Genomic DNA, 18,642 nt, shown 5'->3' with positions numbered 1-18,642 from the left:
TGTATTTCTTGTTAAAGATTCGGTATACTCATAGTCATAGCAATAAAATCCAAAGGGGTGGGAATTGTGGAGGAAACGAAACAACTGGCAACTTTTGCCGGCGGCTGTTTTTGGTGTATGGTGAAGCCATTTGATGAGCAGCCGGGTATTATTAGTGTTATTTCTGGATATACCGGAGGGCATGTTGAAAATCCTACATATGAACAGGTTTGTTCGGAGTCAACTGGTCATTATGAAGCCGTTCAAATTACCTTTAATCCAGAAATTTTTCCATATGAAAAACTGCTTGAACTATATTGGCAGCAAATTGACCCTACTGATCCTGGCGGTCAATTTTATGACCGCGGCCAGTCGTATCAAACAGCTATTTTTTATCATGATGAAAGACAGAAAGAGCTCGCGGAACAATCTAAGAAGTCATTACAGGAGAGTGGCCGCTTCACAAAACCAATCGTAACGCCAATTCTTCCTGCGAAACCTTTCTATCCAGCGGAAGAATACCATCAGCATTACTATAAGAAAAATAAAGTGCACTATGAAGGATACCATGTAGGCTCTGGGAGAGCAGGATTTATCAAATCACATTGGGGGGAGAAGAATGAAAAATAAGGAACAACTGAAAAAAGAATTATCACCGATGCAGTATGAAGTAACCCAAAATAACGGAACAGAGCCTCCATTCCGCAACGAATATTGGAATGAAACGAGAGATGGCATTTATGTAGATATCGTTTCTGGAAAGCCGTTATTTAGCTCTCTTGATAAATACGATGCAGGCTGCGGCTGGCCGAGTTTTACCAAGCCGATTATAGAGGAAGAAGTTGTAGAAAAAGAAGATTATAGCCATTTTATGGTTCGGACAGAAGTAAGAAGTAAAACCGCTGATTCTCATTTAGGTCATGTCTTCGATGATGGACCAGGTCCAAATGGACTGAGATATTGCATTAATTCAGCAGCCTTACGCTTTGTTCCGAAAGATCAGCTTGATGAAGAAGGATATGGAGCCTATAAGAAGCTGTTTGACGAAAATTAAAAAGCCGCGGATTTGATATTATCCCCTTTAAGTAGACAGTGTAAAAAAACCACAATAGTTATTGTCGGTGGTACACTTATACTTGGAGGGGATTTTTCTTAATTCCCTTTTGCTTTTGAAGTGGAGGTCATTCCACCTGAAAGGATAAATTTCATGGCATCTTCGGGTTTAACGTCAATAATTTCTACTTGCTCTTTCGGGATTAAAAAGGTAAATCCGGCAACTTGAAATGTTTGTGGAACGTAGACCGCCACATGATCCTTAAGCGGGCTATAGAAATCCTCCAGCTCTTCGGAAGTAATAAACCCCATACTCCTCATCTCGGTTCCTGGAATGACAACAAGAGCCACCTTTGAAAAAGACTTCTTCTCACCTAAAAAGGATTGAACAGTATCTTTTATAACAGAGTAGATTGTTTTTACAACTGGAATTTTTTCCAGCCATTTATCAATCAGTCTAATAATGCTGCCAGTTATAAACTTTGTAGATAACCAGCCTAGCAGGGTGATTAATACAATCGTGGTTAGCAAACCGATACCGGGAATGTAATCTTCCTGAAGATAAGGTCTTAATGTATTTCCGAGCAGTCCATCGAGAAAAAGAAACGTTTTGTAAATAACAAAGATTACAAGAATAATGGGAACAATGGTCAAAATACCGTTAACAAAGCTCTTCAAGAGAGTTTTCAAATTCATCACCTACATTTTCTTCATTGATTCTCATAATATAGGCGAATGCACAGACAGGTCAAGTACCTATTACATAAATTAAGAGTGTTAACAGACAAAAACTCAAGGAGTGAATAGGTATGTACGGACAATATGGTCATGGTTTTGGTCAAGATTGCTGTGGTTATGGCTTTCCAGCACAAGTAGGTGGATGCGGATTCGGCTATGGCACTTTCGTATTAATTGTGGTGTTGTTTATTTTATTAATCATCATCGGTGCTAGCTATTGCTGAACCTAAAAGACTCAGGTAAAAGTCCTGAGTCTTTTTTTTTGTTATTTTCTAAAAACAAGCAAAACACGAACAATGATGTTTTAAATTTATAAATAGTTCGTTTTTATTGTTGACGGATAGAAATATCTTTGATATATTTACCAAGGGTTAAGCAAATACGTCTTGGAGGTTTTGGACAATGGAAAATAGATATGATGTTATAGTAGTGGGTGCAGGCCCAGCGGGGATTTTTACCTGTTATGAACTTACACTAAAAATGCCGAACGCAAAGGTGCTGTTAGTGGACAAGGGGCATGATATTTATCGGAGAAATTGTCCAATATTACAAAATAAAATTGAGAAATGTCCTCCAGCAGCGGGCAGGAAAGAGTATGCAGGATGTTTGCCGGCGTGTTCGATTACAAGCGGATTCGGTGGTGCAGGGGCGTACTCTGATGGAAAGTTTAATATCACGAGTGAATTTGGCGGATGGATGACTGACTATCTCCCAGATTCTCAAGTTGTCGATTTGATTAAATATGTGGATGAAATTAACTTGAAGCATGGTGCAACCGACAGTATTACAGATCCACTAACAGATAAGGTTAAGGATATCGAGCGCCGCGGATTTGCAGCTGGTTTAAAATTATTACGTGCTCAAGTTCGTCACCTTGGAACAGAGCAAAACTTAGAAATTATGAAAAGTATCTTTGAATACTTAAACGATAAAATTGAGATGTCTTTCAAAACAGAAGTACAGGATTTAATCACTGAAAAAACACCTGAAGGGCATGTTGTAAAAGGGATCAAACTGAAAGGTGACAAAGACCTTTTTGCAGATAAGGTTGTCATTACTCCTGGACGTGATGGTTCGAAATGGCTGACTGAAGTATTAAAGGCACGCCGTCTAAAAATGACCAGCAACCAAGTAGATATCGGCGTTCGCGTGGAAACGTCCGACATCGTTATGCAGGAAATCAATGAGAATTTATATGAAGGAAAATTTGTTTTCAATACATCCGTTGGAACAAGAGTGCGTACGTTCTGCAGCAATCCTTCAGGCCATGTTGTCGTTGAAAATCATTCAGGTATCATGCTTGCCAATGGGCATGCATACAAGGATCCGAAGCTGGGAAGCCCGAATACCAATTTCGCTTTGCTTGTATCACATACATTTTCAGAGCCTTTTGATAAACCGACTGAATATGCACACGAAGTTTCACGACTTGCGAATGCTCTTTCAAATGGCGGTCTAATCGTTCAAAAGTATGGAGATATTTTAAAAGGACGCCGTTCAACAGAAAGAAGAATTAAAGAGGGATTCATAGAACCGACACTAAAAGAGGCGGTTCCAGGGGATCTTGGTCTAGTACTTCCATATAATACACTTAAGAGTTTAATTGAGATGACCGAAGCATTAAATCAAGTTACGCCAGGATTAGCTTCAGAACACACATTGTTCTACGGAGTGGAAGCGAAATTCTATTCTGCGAGACCAAAACTCAATGACAAGTTTGAATCAGAAATCAGTGGTTTATACGTTGGCGGCGACGGCGCAGGAATTACCCGCGGACTTGCCCAAGCAAGCGCATGCGGTGTCTGGATTGCCAGAGACATCATCAAAAAAGCAACAACAGAACGAAAGAAGGAAGTTGTTATGGCATAAACCCGCTAAAATAGCGGGTTTTCTTTTTGTTTTGGGGGTGCGAAAGCAGATATCCGCGATAATTAATTTTTATCCGCGTTAAAGCAAATATATCGGGCTGTCCCCATATCCCGCATTTTTGTAGTAAACTATTTAAAAAAAGGAGGACACATATATTATGCTGCCAAATCGATTATCTCCCGGGGATGAAATTAGGGTGATTGCGCCATCTACGAGTATGGCGGTCATCAAAGGGAAGCAAGTGGAACTCGCGACTCAGCGGTTAAACCAGCTGGGTTTTACCGTCACGTTTGCGAAACATGTGGAGGATCACGATGAATTCTTCACGACTTCGATCGAACAAAGGATTGAAGATTTACACGAAGCCTTCCGAGATCCAAATGTGAAAGGGATTTTAACAGCACTCGGCGGCTATCATGCAAACCAGTTATTAAACTACATAGATTACGATTTAATCCAAAAAAATCCTAAAGTGTTTTGTGGCTACAGCGACATAACAGCATTAAATGCTGCAATCTATCAAAAAACAGGTTTAATCACCTATTCGGGACCGTTGTTCTCAACGTTTGGTGTGAAATATGGCATAGACTATACGCTTCAATCGTTCTTAGAAGCTGTAACCAATGATGCACCATATGAGGTGAATCCTTCACCTGTATGGAGTGATGATAAGTGGTATCTAGATCAGGAGGAACGTACCTTCATAGAACAGGAAAACTATTTGGTCATCCATGAAGGCAAAGCAGAAGGGAAACTGATTGGTGGGAATTTAAGTACGCTGCACCTATTGCAGGGGACAGAATACATGCCGTCACTAAAGGATTGTATTCTTTTTATCGAAGAGGATAATGAAGCACATATTCACTCTTTTGACCGCGTGCTTCAATCACTGCTTCAGCTGCCTAATGCAGCCAGTATAAGAGGAATTCTCATTGGCAGGTTTCAGAAGGATTCAAACGTAACGGATTCCGCGATAAAGAGAGTCATCGCCACAAAAACAGAACTTCGAAATATTCCAGTAATCGCGAATGTTAATTTCGGGCATGCCCAGCCTATTGCCACTATCCCAATGGGAGCAAATGCAGGGATTTCAGCTAAAGGAACAACCACTACTATTACCATAAACGCATAACAAAAGGGGGACCGAAATCCCCCTTTAACCAATCGTAACTTTTTCTTTTGGATAATGAATTTTCTCCTGGCTATTATCTTTACCTCTTAAAATCAACAAGCAAGTTACAATTCCCAATCTTCCGATAAACATCAAAAAGATAATGAGGATTTTCCCGAATGTCGTTAATATCGGTGTCAAGCCCATTGATAACCCATTTGTTCCGAACGCAGATGTTACTTCAAACACCACCTGGATCAAGGTACCTTTTTCCGTAATGGATAGGATTAATATCGAGACTAAACAGAGGGTGGCCGCAGTTGATATCACGATAAAGGATTTAATCACATCCTCCGTATGCAGTTCTCTTCTAAATACTTTAATTGACCCTTTTCCCCTTGCATAAAAGAAAATAGCGAGTAAAACAATGGCAAATGTAGTGGTTCTGATCCCACCGCTGGCGCTGCTCGGAGAACCGCCGATAAACATTAATACCGACATGAAAATTTGATTGCTCGTTGTAAATTCATTCAAATCCATCGTAGCCAACCCTGCACTTTTGGTCGTGGCAGAATTAAATAGGGAGTAGAAGAAGGCAGCATGCCAGGATTTATCGGCAAAAAAATGATAACTATCGAGTAAATAAATAATAATGCCGCCGACAATGGTTAAGATGACAAATGTTGCCGTAGTTAATTTTGTAAATAAAGTGAAATGATATCTTCTTTTACTTTTTAAACTTAAAAAGTATTCATAAACCTCAACGATAACGGGGAATCCAATCGCTCCAATAATCATTAACAAAATAATTACCGTTTGAACAAAGTAGTCATCACTAAAAGGTATTAATGATCCACCCGTAATATCAAAGCCTGCATTTGTCGTGGCACTAATGGAACCAAAAAATCCATGTTTAAAAGCAGCTGAGGTGCTGTCGAAGTATTTCAAGAAACGTATACCTAAAATGATCCCGCCAATAATTTCAAATGAAATGATGGTAATGAAAATCCGTTTTGCCAGCTGCACCAAACCAGATAAGTTGGATTGGTTTTGGTCCACCATGATCAGCTGGCGTTCCTTTAATCCTACCTTTTTTCCTATCATAATCCAAAGAAAGGTACTCAGTGACATCACACCTAATCCACCTATTTGGAGGATGATACACAACAGAAATATTCCCAAATTATTAAAGGTATCTTTTATTGAGATGACACTTAGGCCAGTTACACTGACAGCACTAGCAGACGTAAATAAAGCGTCAATAAAACTAATGGATGCATTTTCATGATGTGCCCATGGTATTAACAAAAGCAATGTCGAAATAATTAAAGCAGATAAGTAAAAAATTACAATTAATTGAATCGTTGATAAAACTCTCTTTTTAGATACTGGCTTATTCGATTTATTCATTTAATCCATCCTTATGTAAATCTAAGTGTTATTCTATATGAACTACCCTGAAAAGTAAAAGATAGTTTTCTCACAATATAAATAAGATGAAAGTATTAAAATCTTCACTCATACAATGAACTAAAAGGGGAAGTGGTGTCAGGTTGGAACGTACGTATCTAATAAAACCATCACTCGATGATACTTTGCCGATGATTGACTACGGCAAAGGGGTTTATTTGTATGATCGGGAAGGAAAGAAATATCTTGATGGTGCCTCAGGCGCTGTCACCGCAAATATTGGCCACGGAGTATCCGAAATCCTCGAAGCGATGCAGGAACAGGCAAAAAAGATATCATTTGTTTACCGCTCTCAATTTACAAGTGAAGCAGCCGAAAAACTGGCTGAGAAAATTTCATCCCTAACTCCAGGAGACCTAAATTGGTGCTTCTTTGTTAATAGCGGTTCTGAAGCGGTCGAAACGGCAATGAAAATGGCCATTCAATATTGGCAGGAAAAAGGCATACAAACCAAAACGAAGGTGTTATCAAGGTGGGTCAGCTATCATGGAATCACTTTAGGTGCACTTTCTTTGTCCGGGCACACAGGAAGAAGAGCGCGATTTGTTCCGCTGCTCGAAGATTTTCCAGTAGTCAATCCCCCTTACTGCTACCGCTGCCCCTACGGCCTTGAGGCACCTTCCTGTGGATTTCTTTGTGCACAGGAGCTTGAACATGCAATCAAACGCATTGGTGCGGAGCATATTGCGGCCTTTATCGCAGAACCAGTAATCGGAGCCGCCGGCGGTGCTATTGCAGCTCCTAAGGATTATTTTAAAGTAATCAAAAAAATCTGTGATGAAAATGACATCCTTTTTATTGCGGATGAGGTTATGACAGGTTTTGGTCGAACGGGATCAATGCTTGCAATGGAACAATATGAAGTTATTCCAGATATTGTGGCATTAGGTAAAGGGATGGGTGCAGGTTATGCTCCAATAGCAGCGGCACTTGCAAGTGAAAAGGTCATTGAGCCCATTTTAGCGGGGACAAAAGTAGTGATGAGCGGACATACCTTAAGTGCAAATCCACAATCCTGCGCCGTTTCTCTTGCCGTACTGGAATATTTAGAAAAAAACAAGATTGTCAGTGAGGTAGAATCAAAGGGAGAATACCTAATGAATCTCCTGCTCCCATTAAAAAATCAATATTCCTTTATCGGTGATATTAGGGGGAAAGGCTTATTGCTTGGAATTGAATTTGTCGAGGATTCCGCCAATAAAACTCCTTTTCCTCGAATTGCACAAATCACCCAAACCATGATTGCTCTTGCAAAAGAAAAAGGGCTGCTCGTTTATCCGGCAGGGGCCGGTATTGATGGGGTAAATGGTGACTCAATTATCGTTTCGCCGCCATTAACGATTACGAAAAGTGAAATAGAAGAATTAGTTTCCCTGTTAGCAGAAACGTTTGAAGGTTTTTCAAAGCAAATGAAGTCGGGTGGTGGTGTTTAGATGGAGAACCCATTTGGAAAAGTTACAACTTTAGAAAAGGTTTTGGAACTCTTCCATAACGGAATGACGTTAATGTTTGGTGGATTTGGCGGTGTTGGAACCCCGCCATCACTGATTGATGGAATCCTCGAAAAAGGGATACGGGACATCACATTAATTGGAAATGATACTGGATTTCCACATATCGGCATTGGAAAACTAGTGAGTCAGGAAAGGGCAGTAAAGGTGATTGCCTCGCATATTGGTTCCAATCCAATTGCCGGTAAACTCATGCATGAAGGAAGGCTTGAGGTAGAATTTTCGCCGCAAGGGATATTAGCAGAAAGGATTCGTGCTGGAGGAGTCGGTCTACCAGCAATTCTAAGTGATATTGGAATGGACAATGAACTCGTATCAAAAAATAAGCCCCATTTTCTCCTCAACGGGAAGGACTACTTAATTGAAACAGCTTTAACCGCAGAAGTATCAATCGTTTATGCTAAAAAAGCAGACCCCTATGGAAATTTAATTTATGACAAAAGTGCTCGGAATACGAATCCACTTGTGGCAATGGCAGGAGATATTACCATTGCAGAGGTAGAGGAAATCGTTCCGCTCGGAAGCCTTGACCCTGATGAGATTATTACTCCTGGTGTGTTCGTCGACCATATTATTCCTTCGAAGGGAGTGAACTGGAAATGGGCTTGGGAGTAGATTTTCGCAATACTATTGCAAGAAGAGCAGCAGAAGAAATCCGTAATGGAATGGTGGTAAACCTTGGTATTGGAATTCCTTCATTAGTTCCCAACCATTTACCGAAGAACATGATGGTCATGTTCCATGCTGAAAATGGGATTACAGGAATGGGACCAAGCCCAGAAAAAGGGAAGGAAGATGAGAATTTATGTAATGCCGGCGGCTTTCCGGTTACCTTGAATTCAGGTGGTTCTTATTGTGATAGCGCTGTGGCATTTGGGATGATACGACGCGGACGGGTGGATATCACGATTTTGGGTTCCCTTCAAGTCAGCGCACAGGGGGACTTGGCTAACTGGATTGTTCCTGGAAAAAAAGTCCCTGGAATGGGCGGTGCCATGGAACTGGCCCAAAAAGCAAGAAAAGTAATTGTCTTAATGAATCATTGTGATAAGGCAGGAAATCCGAAAATTGTCACGTCTTGCACGTTACCGCTAACCTCTGCTGCTTGTGTGGATATGATCATAACAGAATTGGCAGTATTCAAGGTGGCTCCTGAAGGATTACTGTTAACAGAATTGTTCGCGCCATACGATTTGCAGATAGTCGCCAATAAGACTGAGTGTGATTTTACGGTAAGTGATACGATCCGAAAAATAACCTATTAATCTCACCCATTCTTCTGAAGAAGGAGTGAAAATATTGAATAATCATGAAGAATTAATCAAGCAATGGCTGAAGGACAATCGTGCTAGAGGAACCCGGTTTTTACAAATACTAGTTCAAGAGAATAGTACAAGAGGAAATGAAAGCAGTGCACAGGCTGTCATCATTGAAAAATGCCGGCAGTTAGGGTTGAATCTTGATATTTGGGAAATTGACAAGGAGGATTTAAAAGAGCATGAGGCATTCTGCTGTGACCGTCAGAGCTTTGAAGGAAATCCAAATGTGGTTGCTGTTTTAAAAGGAACGGGAGGCGGGAAATCAATCATCCTAAATGGACATATCGATGTGGTACCAGTCGGTGATGAGAAGAACTGGGAACACGATCCGTTTAGCGGTCATATTGAGTGCGGTAAACTCTATGGCCGCGGAAGCACAGATATGAAGGGCGGGACTGCCTCACTTATTATGGCTATTGAGGCAATTATTGCTACGGGAATCAAGCTTAAAGGGGATATTATTTTTCAAAGTGTCATAGAAGAAGAAAGCGGCGGGGCTGGTACGCTTGCTGCCGTCCTAAGAGGCTACCAGGCGGACGGGGCGATTATCCCGGAACCAACGGGAATGAAAATATTTCCGAAGCAGCAGGGTTCGATGTGGTTTAGAATTACTGTAAAAGGCAGGGCAGCACACGGAGGTACGAGATATGAAGGTATTAGCGCCATCGAAAAAGCTGTATTGGTGATCCAAAAACTGCAGCAATTAGAGAAGAATCGGAATATTAAAATCACGGATCCGCTATTTAACAGCATTCCAATTCCAATCCCAATTAACATTGGAAAAATAAATAGCGGTGAGTGGCCATCATCTGTTCCTGACCTGGCTGTAATTGAAGGGAGAATGGGTGTATCCCCTGAAGAGACAATTTCGGCCGCTCAAGGGGAAATGGCAGCTGTATTGGATGAACTCAATCAACAAGATGAATGGTTCCAAGAGAATCCACTTGGGATTGAATGGTTTGGGGGAAGATGGCTTCCTGGGAACCTTGAAGTGGATCATCCATTAATGAAGACACTATCTGAGAGTTTTGTAGAAATTAAAGGAGAGAAGCCAGTCATTGAAGCAAGCCCGTGGGGGACGGATGGTGGTATTCTCTCAAATGTTGGAAATACACCTGTGGTTGTTTTTGGGCCTGGAATAACTGCCTTGGCACATGACGCCAATGAACACATTCTTTTGGAGGATATGTTTGCAGCAAGCAAGATTATTGCTCTAACACTATTAAAGTGGTGTGAAGTCAGTGAGTAAGAGGAAATCCCTTCGCTCTAGCAGAATTTGGTACAATAGTAAAAAATGAATCTTTCATTTGGAGGGATTGGGATGAAAAAAGATTTATGGATAGGCGGCGAATATCGAAGTGCTTCTTCCTATATGGAGCTGAAAAATCCATTTAACTTAGAGAGCCTGGCACAGGTAGGTATAGCCAGCCATGAGGATGTTCAGGCTGCAATCGACGCCGCCGAACAAGCTCAAGTAAGAATGGCAGAACTGCCTGCCTTTGAACGGGCAGAAATACTAGAAAAAGTAGTACAATTTCTTAAGGATGACCGTGAAGAATGTGCAAGAATCATCGCGTTGGAGGCGGCAAAACCACTAAAAGCAGCTAGAACAGAAGTAGACCGAACGATTATGACCTATACCTTTGCAGCTCATGAAGCGAGAAAAATTCATGGTGAAACCGTGCCAATGGACGCCGCTCCTGGGGGGCAGGGGAGGCTCGCTTTTACAGTCCGGGAACCCTTAGGTGTCATAGCAGCGATCACCCCGTTCAATTTCCCTATGAATCTAGTTGCACATAAAGTGGGTCCAGCCATCGCAGCTGGAAACAGTGTGATTCTAAAGCCCGCGAGTCAAACACCATTATCTGCTTTTAAGATAGCTGAATACTTTCACCTTGCAGGGCTTCCCGCTGGTGCACTGAATGTCATCACCGGAAGCGGCCGCAGAATTGGAGATATACTAATGAAAGATGACCGTATCAAAATGATTACCTTTACGGGTAGTCCTGAAGTGGGGCGCTATATCCGTGAAAATTCTGGATTAAAACGGGTAACACTTGAGTTAGGGTCAAATTCGGCATTAATTGTCGACGAAGGGGCAGGTTTAAATCAAGTCATCCCTAGGATTGTTAATGGAGCCTTTGCCTATCAAGGGCAGGTTTGTATTTCCATCCAAAGGATATTTGTTCATGAAAACATATTTGAGACTTTTGTGGAGCAGTTCGTACGGGAAACGCAAAAGTTGAAGGCTGGAGATCCATTAGAGGAAGATACGGACATTTCAGCGATGATTACTCGTGGAGATGTACAGCGGACACAAAGCTGGGTTGATGAAGCTGTCAAGAATGGCGCTGAATTGAGGCTGGGCGGCAGAGCGGAAGAAGGAATTTTCCAGCCAACCGTTCTCGTAAATGTTCCATCTACTGAAAAAGTAAGTTGTGAAGAGGTATTTGCACCTGTTGTTCATATCAATACATTCAATGAATTTAATGAAGCGATCAATTTGGTGAATGATTCAAAATATGGGCTTCAAGCGGGAATCTTTACGAATGATATTCATAAAGCACTTCAAGCAGCAAAAAAACTTGAGGTGGGTGGTGTCATGATAAATGAAATCCCTACATTCCGAGTTGACCAAATGCCATATGGCGGAGTGAAAATGAGCGGAATGGGCCGAGAAGGCATTAAATATGCAGTGGAAGAAATGACTGAACTAAAGCTGATCAGCTTTAAAACAAAGTAGAAGAAAATGTCTGGCTGATTTCCAGTCAGGCATTTTTTTCACCTGCTTTTCGGAAAGGAGTCTAAATGATGAATCAAAGTGCTTCCACCATTCATATCAAGGAAGATAATTTCTTTCTAGAAGTTTATCTTGACCCTTTTAATAAAAGAATTCGCATTGACGATTATCGCGGTAATACTCAACTAGTGCTGGAAAAAGCGGAGGAGTTAGCACGCAGGCACCAAGCGGAAAAATTAATTATAAAAGCGCGGTCAGAAGATTTTTTACACCTATTTGAAAAAGGCTTACAGCCGGAAGCTGTAGTGGATCGTTATTTTCTCGGATCTGATGCCCATTTTTTTTCAAAGTATTATACAGTGGAACGACAGAAAAATGACCATTGGATTACAGAAGACGGAATGATTCACAGCATTTACCAATTAGACAATAGCTTCGACAAACCCTTTCCGCCAAAGGAGTATGAATTAAAGAAAGCAGATGAATCTTGTGCAGAAGAGCTTTCGGGGTTGTACCGCGAAGTGTTTCAAATATACCCTACACCATTACATGACCCGGATTATGTGAAAAAGACCATGAAGGAAGGAACCGTTTATTATGTTTTCTTTCATCAGGGGAAAATTGTCAGTGCGGCTTCTGCTGAAGTCAATTCTTTTTACAAAAATGCCGAATTAACGGATTGTGCAACCTTAAAGGAACACCGAAAATATGGGTTAATGAAAATTATCCTCCGCGAGTTAGAGGGTGAACTTAAGCAGCAGGGAATATACTGTGCGTATTCAATAGCAAGGAGTTTATCCTTTGGAATGAATGCGGTGTTATACCAGCTCGGTTATAAGTATCGCGGCCGGCTAATGAATAACTGCTATATTTATGACAAGCTGGAGAATATGAATATGTGGGTAAAAAATCTGGCAAACTGCTAATTTTTCGGCTATATGTGCTGAATTTTCGGCACCTTTTAAAGGGAGGTGAAGCAATGGTTCCATTAACTGCGTTAACGCAGGAAGTTCTTTCAGCCATCCTGAAAACCATCGATGAAGGAATTCATGTGGTCAATACAGAAGGGAAAACCATTTTCTATAATGAGGTTGCGGCTAGGCATGATGGAATGAATGTGAAGGAAGTTCAGGGTAAAGACCTGCTGGATGTTTTTCCTTCCTTAACTGAGAATTCAAGTACGCTGCTCAGGGTAATTAAAACGGGTAAACCTATCTATAATCAGACACAGGTTTATGTAAACATCCATGGAGCACGAATTGATACCATTAATACCACACTTCCTATTTTTGTTGATAAGCAAATTATTGGTGCGGTTGAGATTGCAAAAGATTATACTCGGTTGAAGCAGCTATCAGAAAGTCTACTAGATTTACAAAAGAGTGTGAATAAAAACAATAAGAAAAAAACAGCGAAAAACATCAAGTATACCTTAGATGATTTAAAAACGGTTAATCCGATATTCCAGAGCCTGAAGGACGAAGCTAAAAAGCTGGCAAAATCAGACTCTCCCATTCTTGTATATGGCGAAAGCGGTACAGGAAAGGAATTATTTGTGCAAGGTGTTCATCAAGAATCCCTTCGCGGTGACGGGCCGTTCATTGCACAAAACTGTGCGGCCATCCCAGAAACACTGCTTGAAAGTATTCTTTTTGGTACCGCAAAGGGCAGCTACACAGGTGCAGTTGAGAGAAAAGGGCTATTTGAACTGGCAGATGGAGGAACATTGTTTCTCGATGAGCTTCATACGATGCCGATGGAGCTTCAGGCAAAGTTATTGCGTGTTTTAGAGGATGGCATGGTACGAAGGGTCGGAAGCTCACAAAACATTTCGGTTGATGTCCGTGTCATCGCAGCGATGAATGTCCATCCAAATACAGCGCTTCAAAGTCAAAAGCTTCGCTCCGACCTTTACTATCGTCTAAATGTGTTTACCTTCTCGCTGCTGCCTATTAGGGAACGCAAAGAAGATATCCTATTTTTGACCCATTATTTTATTGAGTTTTTTAATAAGACTTTGAATAAACGGATTCTTGGAGCCGAGCAAAAAGTGGAAGCTTTCTTTTTAAATCATTCTTGGCCAGGGAATGTAAGGGAGCTGAAGCATACGATTGAATACATGATGAATGTTTGCGATAACGAAATCCTGCAGCTGAAAGACCTGCCAATTATGATGAAACAGCTGGCAGCAGGAAATGAAAATAGTGAAAACCATTTATCTCTAAGGAAAAATGTCGAGGAGCTAGAAAAACAGCTGATCGACACAGCACTCAATCAGTCAGCGGGAAATATCAAACAAGCAGCCAAGCTGTTAGAGATTCCAAGACAAACCTTACAATATAAAATCAAAAAGATACGAGAATAGCTGCCGAAATTTCGGCGGTTTTTTTGTAAATCTCAACTGAAAACCAAAATAACCCATCCTTACCCGGACTAAGTGCATTGGCATAATTCTTGCATAATATTTTAGTAAAGCAGGGTAAGGAGGAAATACAAATGAAACAAACATTATATAAGCCAGATAGGCATTGGAAAGATATAGAGCTATGGAAGGATGTAACGGAAGTGCAGTGGAATGATTGGCTGTGGCAGCTGACCAATACCATTCGCACACTGGAGGATTTAAAAAAGGTGATCAATTTAACTCCAGATGAAGAAGAGGGAGTTAGAATCTCAACAAAAACGATTCCACTGAATATAACACCGTATTATGCTTCATTAATGAACCCTGATGACCCGCGCTGCCCAATAAGGATGCAGTCTGTTCCGATTTCTAAAGAAATCCACAAAACAAAATATGACCTTGAAGACCCTTTGTATGAGGATGAAGATTCACCAGTTCCGGGATTAACACACCGTTACCCAGACCGCGTTCTGTTTCTCGTCACCAATCAATGCTCGATGTATTGCCGTTATTGTACGAGGAGACGCTTCTCGGGACAAATCGGAATGGGCGTTCCAAAGAAACAGCTGGATGCAGCGATTAACTATATCCGTCAAACGCCGCAAGTACGAGATGTATTAATATCTGGCGGAGATGGTCTTCTCATTAATGATAATATCCTTGAATATATTTTGAAAAACCTCCGTGAAATTGATCATGTAGAAATTATTCGAATTGGAACGCGAGCGCCTGTCGTATTTCCGCAGAGGATTACGGAGAACCTTTGTAACATTTTAAAAAAATATCATCCAATTTGGTTGAATACTCATTTTAATACATCAATTGAAATAACAGAAGAGTCGAAAAAGGCTTGTGAAATGCTCGCTAATGCAGGTGTCCCAGTCGGGAACCAATCGGTCATCCTTGCCGGAATCAACGACAGTGTTCCGATTATGAAGAAACTCATGCATGATCTCGTTAAAATCCGTGTTCGTCCTTATTATATTTATCAATGTGATCTGTCCGAAGGGATTGGGCATTTCCGGGCACCCGTTTCCAAGGGTCTTGAAATTATCGAAGGATTGCGTGGTCATACGAGCGGCTATGCAGTGCCAACCTTTGTCTTGGATGGTCCTGGCGGCGGCGGGAAAATTTCACTTCAGCCAAATTATTTAATTTCACAAAGTGCAGAAAAGGTTGTCCTCAGGAACTTTGAAGGAGTGATTACCTCCTATCCAGAACCAGAAAATTATAAGCCTGGAACAGCAGAAGCCTATTTTAAAGAGGTTTATCCGAATATGGAGGAAAAACGATCAAATATTGGCATTGCAGGGATTATGAATGACCAGCATTTCAATCTTGTTCCAGAGGGTCTGACAAGACTAGACCGCCGTAAAGAATACAATCAAAATCCTAATCATTCCACACTAAAGGACAAACGAAGCAAACGTGATGAAATGAAGGAGAAGAAATTGCAGGCATTACAAAATAAACCAGCAGCTGCTGAAAAAAATGATTCTGATGGAACGCAGCCTCAGGAGGAATAGAGGGATCAATATGGGATTATTATGTGAATGGTGTGGTCAGGAGGCCGAAAAAGGAGAGAATACCGTCTATTGGGAGCTTCCAGATGGCACAAGAGCGATTCAGATTACCGAAACGCCGGCGGTTGTTTGCGAGGAGTGTAAGATGGTTTATCAAACAGATGAGGTAACAAAGGAAATTGAAGATCAATTATTCCTAATTGATACAAAGAAAATCGGAACTAGCATCAGCTATAAAGAGTTGATGTCCCTTCCTAGACTTTTGAAGAGAAATTACTTTGACTTTTCATAATCAAAACCCCTATCATCCGATAGGGGTTATTTTATCATTCAGTTTGAATTGATTTGGCAGCGTTTTTTCTTGCTCGTAAAAATTTAACCAGGTTTAATACAATGGTTTTCATGACTGCGTAAAATGGGATTGCGAGCACCATTCCAAGGACTCCGGCCAAATTTCCGGCAGCCAGTAAAATAATGATAATCGTTGCTGGGTGCGTATCTAAGCTCTTTCCAAGAATAAGCGGTGATAATACATTTCCTTCAATCTGCTGCGCGATGAGAATTACAACAACCACTAATAATGCTTTCGTAGGTGAATCAAATAAAGCAACAATTACTGCTGGTGCTCCTCCAAGAATTGGGCCGATATAAGGAATAATGTTGGTAAATGCTACGATTAAGGCCATGACGAGTGCAAATGGTAAATCAATGATCAGGTACCCGATAAATGCCAGTGTACCCACTGCCAAAGCTACAGTAACCTGTCCCTGAATATAGGCAGAGAGTGTCTCTCCAGTCTCTTTCAGAATCGATAAACCTTCCTGCCTGTATGCTGCAGGAAGAAATTTCGAGATCGCTGTAGGGAACTTGTGCCCATCTTTAAACATATAGAATAATAAAAAAGGGACTGTAACGAGAATAATCGCAATATTGGTGATTACACCTAGAATGTTCGTAATGCTGCCAGTAATCGTGTTTGGCAGGGTATTGGCAAATTCTATAAGCCTTTCCTGTACCGTCTCAAGAATATCCTTTTGCTCATCCATGATCCATTTAAATTCAGATGATTTCATGACACTGTCAATAAATTTCATGGTTTTGTCTGCATATACTGGAAGTTCGTTAGCTAGTGCGGTAAATTGTTTTGTAATAGCAGGAATTAAATTTCCAATCGCAAGGACACAAAGGAGTATAAAGACGACATAAATGATAATGATGGCTAATAGCCTGGGAACTTTATGACGCTGTAGAAAATTGACAACTGGATTAAGTAAAAAATAAAGAAAGCCCGTAATCAAAATGGGGAAAAAGATGGTTGAAAAAAAGATTCCGATTGGTTCAAATAAGAAGGAAATCTTAGTTGAAACCCAAATGATGGTTAAAATTAACAAGACCTGAATTAACCAATATTGAAATTTTTTCTTTGCCAATGTATGTACCTCTGTTTCTATATATATTTGGTAAAATTATATCAAATCTTTTTCTGTTATAGTATCTTTAAGTTAAATCAATTTTTGTCGCAGGATAGAAAGAAAGGCGCTATGTATGAATAAATCATTTTATCACTTTTTAATGAAATACCGGCACCCGGAACCAAAGGATGCCATCAGTGTGTTTGCAAATGAGGCTTTTTTGGATCATAGCTTTCCAAAAACCTCTGAAGACTATCACGAGCTCAGTTCCTACCTCGAATTTAATGGTCATTATCTAGAGTCCATGACTATATTTGATGAAGCCTGGGAGCTTTATGTGCTATCGGAAAGTTAATTGAATTTATGTAAATGCCTATAAATCGCCTCTGCAAAAAGAGGCGATTTTTCTTTTTCTCCATTGTGCGCGATAGAACAAAGCATTGCAACCTTGGTTAGTATTGATATTCTTGATCCTGAAGATTGTAATACTTTCCTTAAAACATTTATTAAAAAAATCTGGTTCTCATCTAATACACTGGCAGATCATGATACAAAAAAAGAAGCTGCTGAAGTTACCATTGTAATAGAATGGCTCTAATATGGTCACTAAGATTAACAATGTGCTTTTCATGAATACAGTGATTAAAGGTTGTATGAGAGTAGGGGACAATTACCTCTACTTTTATTCTTAATAGGATGGAAAAAGGAATAGTTTGAATTTTTTCAAAAAACGGCTTCTCAAATGAAAATGGATATGTTACAATCAACGACATACTAGTATGGTAGTGTGGTAGTAAGGGGAGAAATTATTTGAAAATTATAGATACAAAAATGAAAGCGGGTACAACTAGGGAACAGATTTATTCTCTTCTTATGGAAGAAATATTAAAATTCCGTCTTGTACCAGGCGATAAAATTTCTGAAAAAGAAATCTCGGAGAAATTTAAAGTTAGCCGGACACCAGTTAGAGAATCCTTCATTCAGCTTTCACAAGATGGATTATTAGATATTTATCCTCAAAAGGGGACGTGCGTTTCGTTAATTGATTTAAATCTGGTGGAAGAAGCACGATTCATGAGAGAGCATTTAGAGGTTGCGGTTATTCAGTTAGCTTGTCAATCCTTTCCGGAGGAAAAGCAATTTTCGTTAGAAATGAATTTAATGAGACAAGACAAGGCCATAAAGGAAAAAGATTATGAAAAGCTTTTTGAACTAGATGAAGAATTTCATCAAACCATATTTGAAGGGTGCAATAAAAACAATATTTGGAATTCGATTCAAAGTATGAACACTCATTTTAAACGATTACGAATGTTACGCCTAGCCACCAATTTAGATTGGGATAACATCTATCAACAGCATTTACTTCTTGTGAAATTCATTAAAAATAACATGGAGGAAGCTGCTGTTAATATGATGAAGGAACACTTAACCATGATTATTTTGGATAAAGAAAAACTTAGAAAAGAGTATCCTACTTACTTTAAGTAACAAACTAAAAAGTATAAAATTG

Annotated in this window: 19 protein-coding genes; 16 read left to right on the top strand and 3 right to left on the bottom strand. The window is 40.2% G+C overall.

Annotation, left to right across the window (positions count from 1 at the left end):
- Positions 1-66 precede the first annotated feature (66 nt).
- Positions 67-609 (top strand): peptide-methionine (S)-S-oxide reductase MsrA, encoded by a 543-nt coding sequence (gene msrA / locus ACIQAA_RS00585; protein WP_402613614.1) that lies wholly within the window; start codon positions 67-69, stop codon positions 607-609.
- Positions 599-1,033: a peptide-methionine (R)-S-oxide reductase MsrB gene (msrB, locus tag ACIQAA_RS00580; RefSeq protein WP_402613612.1), complete on the top strand. Its 435-nt coding sequence runs from the start codon at positions 599-601 to the stop codon at positions 1,031-1,033. The genes msrA and msrB overlap by 11 nt, the downstream gene beginning before the upstream one ends.
- Positions 1,034-1,131: 98 nt before the next feature.
- Here msrB and ACIQAA_RS00575 read toward each other — a convergent pair whose 3' ends face one another.
- A complete protein-coding gene (locus tag ACIQAA_RS00575; RefSeq protein ID WP_402615549.1) occupies positions 1,132-1,722 on the bottom strand; it encodes a DUF502 domain-containing protein in 591 nt (196 codons plus the stop codon).
- Between the two features lie 119 nt (positions 1,723-1,841).
- Between ACIQAA_RS00575 and ACIQAA_RS00570 the strand changes: the two genes are divergently transcribed.
- The 3 genes from ACIQAA_RS00570 to ACIQAA_RS00560 all read left to right on the top strand — a co-directional run bounded on the left by ACIQAA_RS00570 (position 1,842) and on the right by ACIQAA_RS00560 (position 4,771).
- Positions 1,842-1,994 carry a YjcZ family sporulation protein gene (locus ACIQAA_RS00570; protein WP_402613610.1) on the top strand — a complete coding sequence of 51 codons (153 nt, stop codon included), beginning with the start codon at positions 1,842-1,844 and terminating at the stop codon, positions 1,992-1,994.
- A gap of 178 nt (positions 1,995-2,172) precedes the next feature.
- Positions 2,173-3,639 carry an NAD(P)/FAD-dependent oxidoreductase gene (locus ACIQAA_RS00565; protein WP_402613608.1) on the top strand — a complete coding sequence of 489 codons (1,467 nt, stop codon included), beginning with the start codon at positions 2,173-2,175 and terminating at the stop codon, positions 3,637-3,639.
- Positions 3,640-3,796: 157 nt separating this feature from the next.
- Entirely contained in the window at positions 3,797-4,771 is a 975-nt protein-coding gene (locus ACIQAA_RS00560) for a S66 family peptidase (protein WP_402613606.1), read from the top strand.
- Between the two features lie 24 nt (positions 4,772-4,795).
- Here the strand turns inward: ACIQAA_RS00560 and ACIQAA_RS00555 are convergent, their stop codons facing one another.
- Complete coding sequence (locus tag ACIQAA_RS00555; RefSeq protein ID WP_402613604.1) at positions 4,796-6,160, bottom strand: TrkH family potassium uptake protein; 1,365 nt, start codon at positions 6,158-6,160, stop codon at positions 4,796-4,798.
- A gap of 143 nt (positions 6,161-6,303) precedes the next feature.
- Between ACIQAA_RS00555 and ACIQAA_RS00550 the strand changes: the two genes are divergently transcribed.
- The 9 genes from ACIQAA_RS00550 to ACIQAA_RS00510 all read left to right on the top strand — a co-directional run bounded on the left by ACIQAA_RS00550 (position 6,304) and on the right by ACIQAA_RS00510 (position 16,009).
- Positions 6,304-7,653, top strand: coding sequence for an aspartate aminotransferase family protein (locus ACIQAA_RS00550; protein ID WP_402613602.1), 1,350 nt, complete (start codon positions 6,304-6,306; stop codon positions 7,651-7,653).
- Positions 7,654-8,346, top strand: coding sequence for a CoA transferase subunit A (locus tag ACIQAA_RS00545; protein ID WP_402613600.1), 693 nt, complete (start codon positions 7,654-7,656; stop codon positions 8,344-8,346).
- Entirely contained in the window at positions 8,331-8,996 is a 666-nt protein-coding gene (locus ACIQAA_RS00540; protein WP_402613598.1) for a 3-oxoacid CoA-transferase subunit B, read from the top strand. Before ACIQAA_RS00545 ends, ACIQAA_RS00540 begins: the two co-directional genes overlap by 16 nt.
- Before the next feature lie 34 nt (positions 8,997-9,030).
- The gene (locus ACIQAA_RS00535) at positions 9,031-10,299 is read left to right on the top strand and encodes a peptidase (RefSeq protein WP_402613596.1); all 1,269 of its coding nucleotides are present in this window, start codon (positions 9,031-9,033) and stop codon (positions 10,297-10,299) included.
- Between the two features lie 72 nt (positions 10,300-10,371).
- Positions 10,372-11,793: an aldehyde dehydrogenase family protein gene (locus tag ACIQAA_RS00530; protein WP_402613594.1), complete on the top strand. Its 1,422-nt coding sequence runs from the start codon at positions 10,372-10,374 to the stop codon at positions 11,791-11,793.
- 68 nt (positions 11,794-11,861) lie between these two features.
- Positions 11,862-12,716: a putative beta-lysine N-acetyltransferase gene (ablB, locus tag ACIQAA_RS00525; RefSeq protein ID WP_402613592.1), complete on the top strand. Its 855-nt coding sequence runs from the start codon at positions 11,862-11,864 to the stop codon at positions 12,714-12,716.
- A gap of 53 nt (positions 12,717-12,769) precedes the next feature.
- Positions 12,770-14,155 (top strand): sigma-54 interaction domain-containing protein, encoded by a 1,386-nt coding sequence (locus tag ACIQAA_RS00520; protein ID WP_402613590.1) that lies wholly within the window; start codon positions 12,770-12,772, stop codon positions 14,153-14,155.
- A gap of 131 nt (positions 14,156-14,286) precedes the next feature.
- On the top strand, positions 14,287-15,720 hold the full coding sequence (gene kamA, locus ACIQAA_RS00515; protein ID WP_402613588.1) for a lysine 2,3-aminomutase: 1,434 nt from the start codon (positions 14,287-14,289) through the stop codon (positions 15,718-15,720).
- A gap of 10 nt (positions 15,721-15,730) precedes the next feature.
- The gene (locus ACIQAA_RS00510; protein WP_402613586.1) at positions 15,731-16,009 is read left to right on the top strand and encodes a YokU family protein; all 279 of its coding nucleotides are present in this window, start codon (positions 15,731-15,733) and stop codon (positions 16,007-16,009) included.
- Between the two features lie 34 nt (positions 16,010-16,043).
- Here the strand turns inward: ACIQAA_RS00510 and ACIQAA_RS00505 are convergent, their stop codons facing one another.
- Positions 16,044-17,147, bottom strand: a complete 1,104-nt coding sequence (locus ACIQAA_RS00505; RefSeq protein WP_402613584.1) for an AI-2E family transporter — start codon at positions 17,145-17,147, stop codon at positions 16,044-16,046.
- Positions 17,148-17,262: 115 nt separating this feature from the next.
- Between ACIQAA_RS00505 and ACIQAA_RS00500 the strand changes: the two genes are divergently transcribed.
- Together ACIQAA_RS00500 and ACIQAA_RS00495 are read left to right on the top strand one after the other, a co-directional pair.
- Complete coding sequence (locus ACIQAA_RS00500) at positions 17,263-17,484, top strand: YozE family protein (protein ID WP_402613582.1); 222 nt, start codon at positions 17,263-17,265, stop codon at positions 17,482-17,484.
- A gap of 476 nt (positions 17,485-17,960) precedes the next feature.
- Complete coding sequence (locus tag ACIQAA_RS00495; protein ID WP_402615547.1) at positions 17,961-18,620, top strand: GntR family transcriptional regulator; 660 nt, start codon at positions 17,961-17,963, stop codon at positions 18,618-18,620.
- Positions 18,621-18,642 lie beyond the last annotated feature (22 nt).

This window comes from Neobacillus sp. NPDC093182 (genome assembly GCF_044754045.1).
Note: the sequence above shows the minus strand (reverse complement) of the source record. Positions and strands in the feature narration are given on the sequence as shown.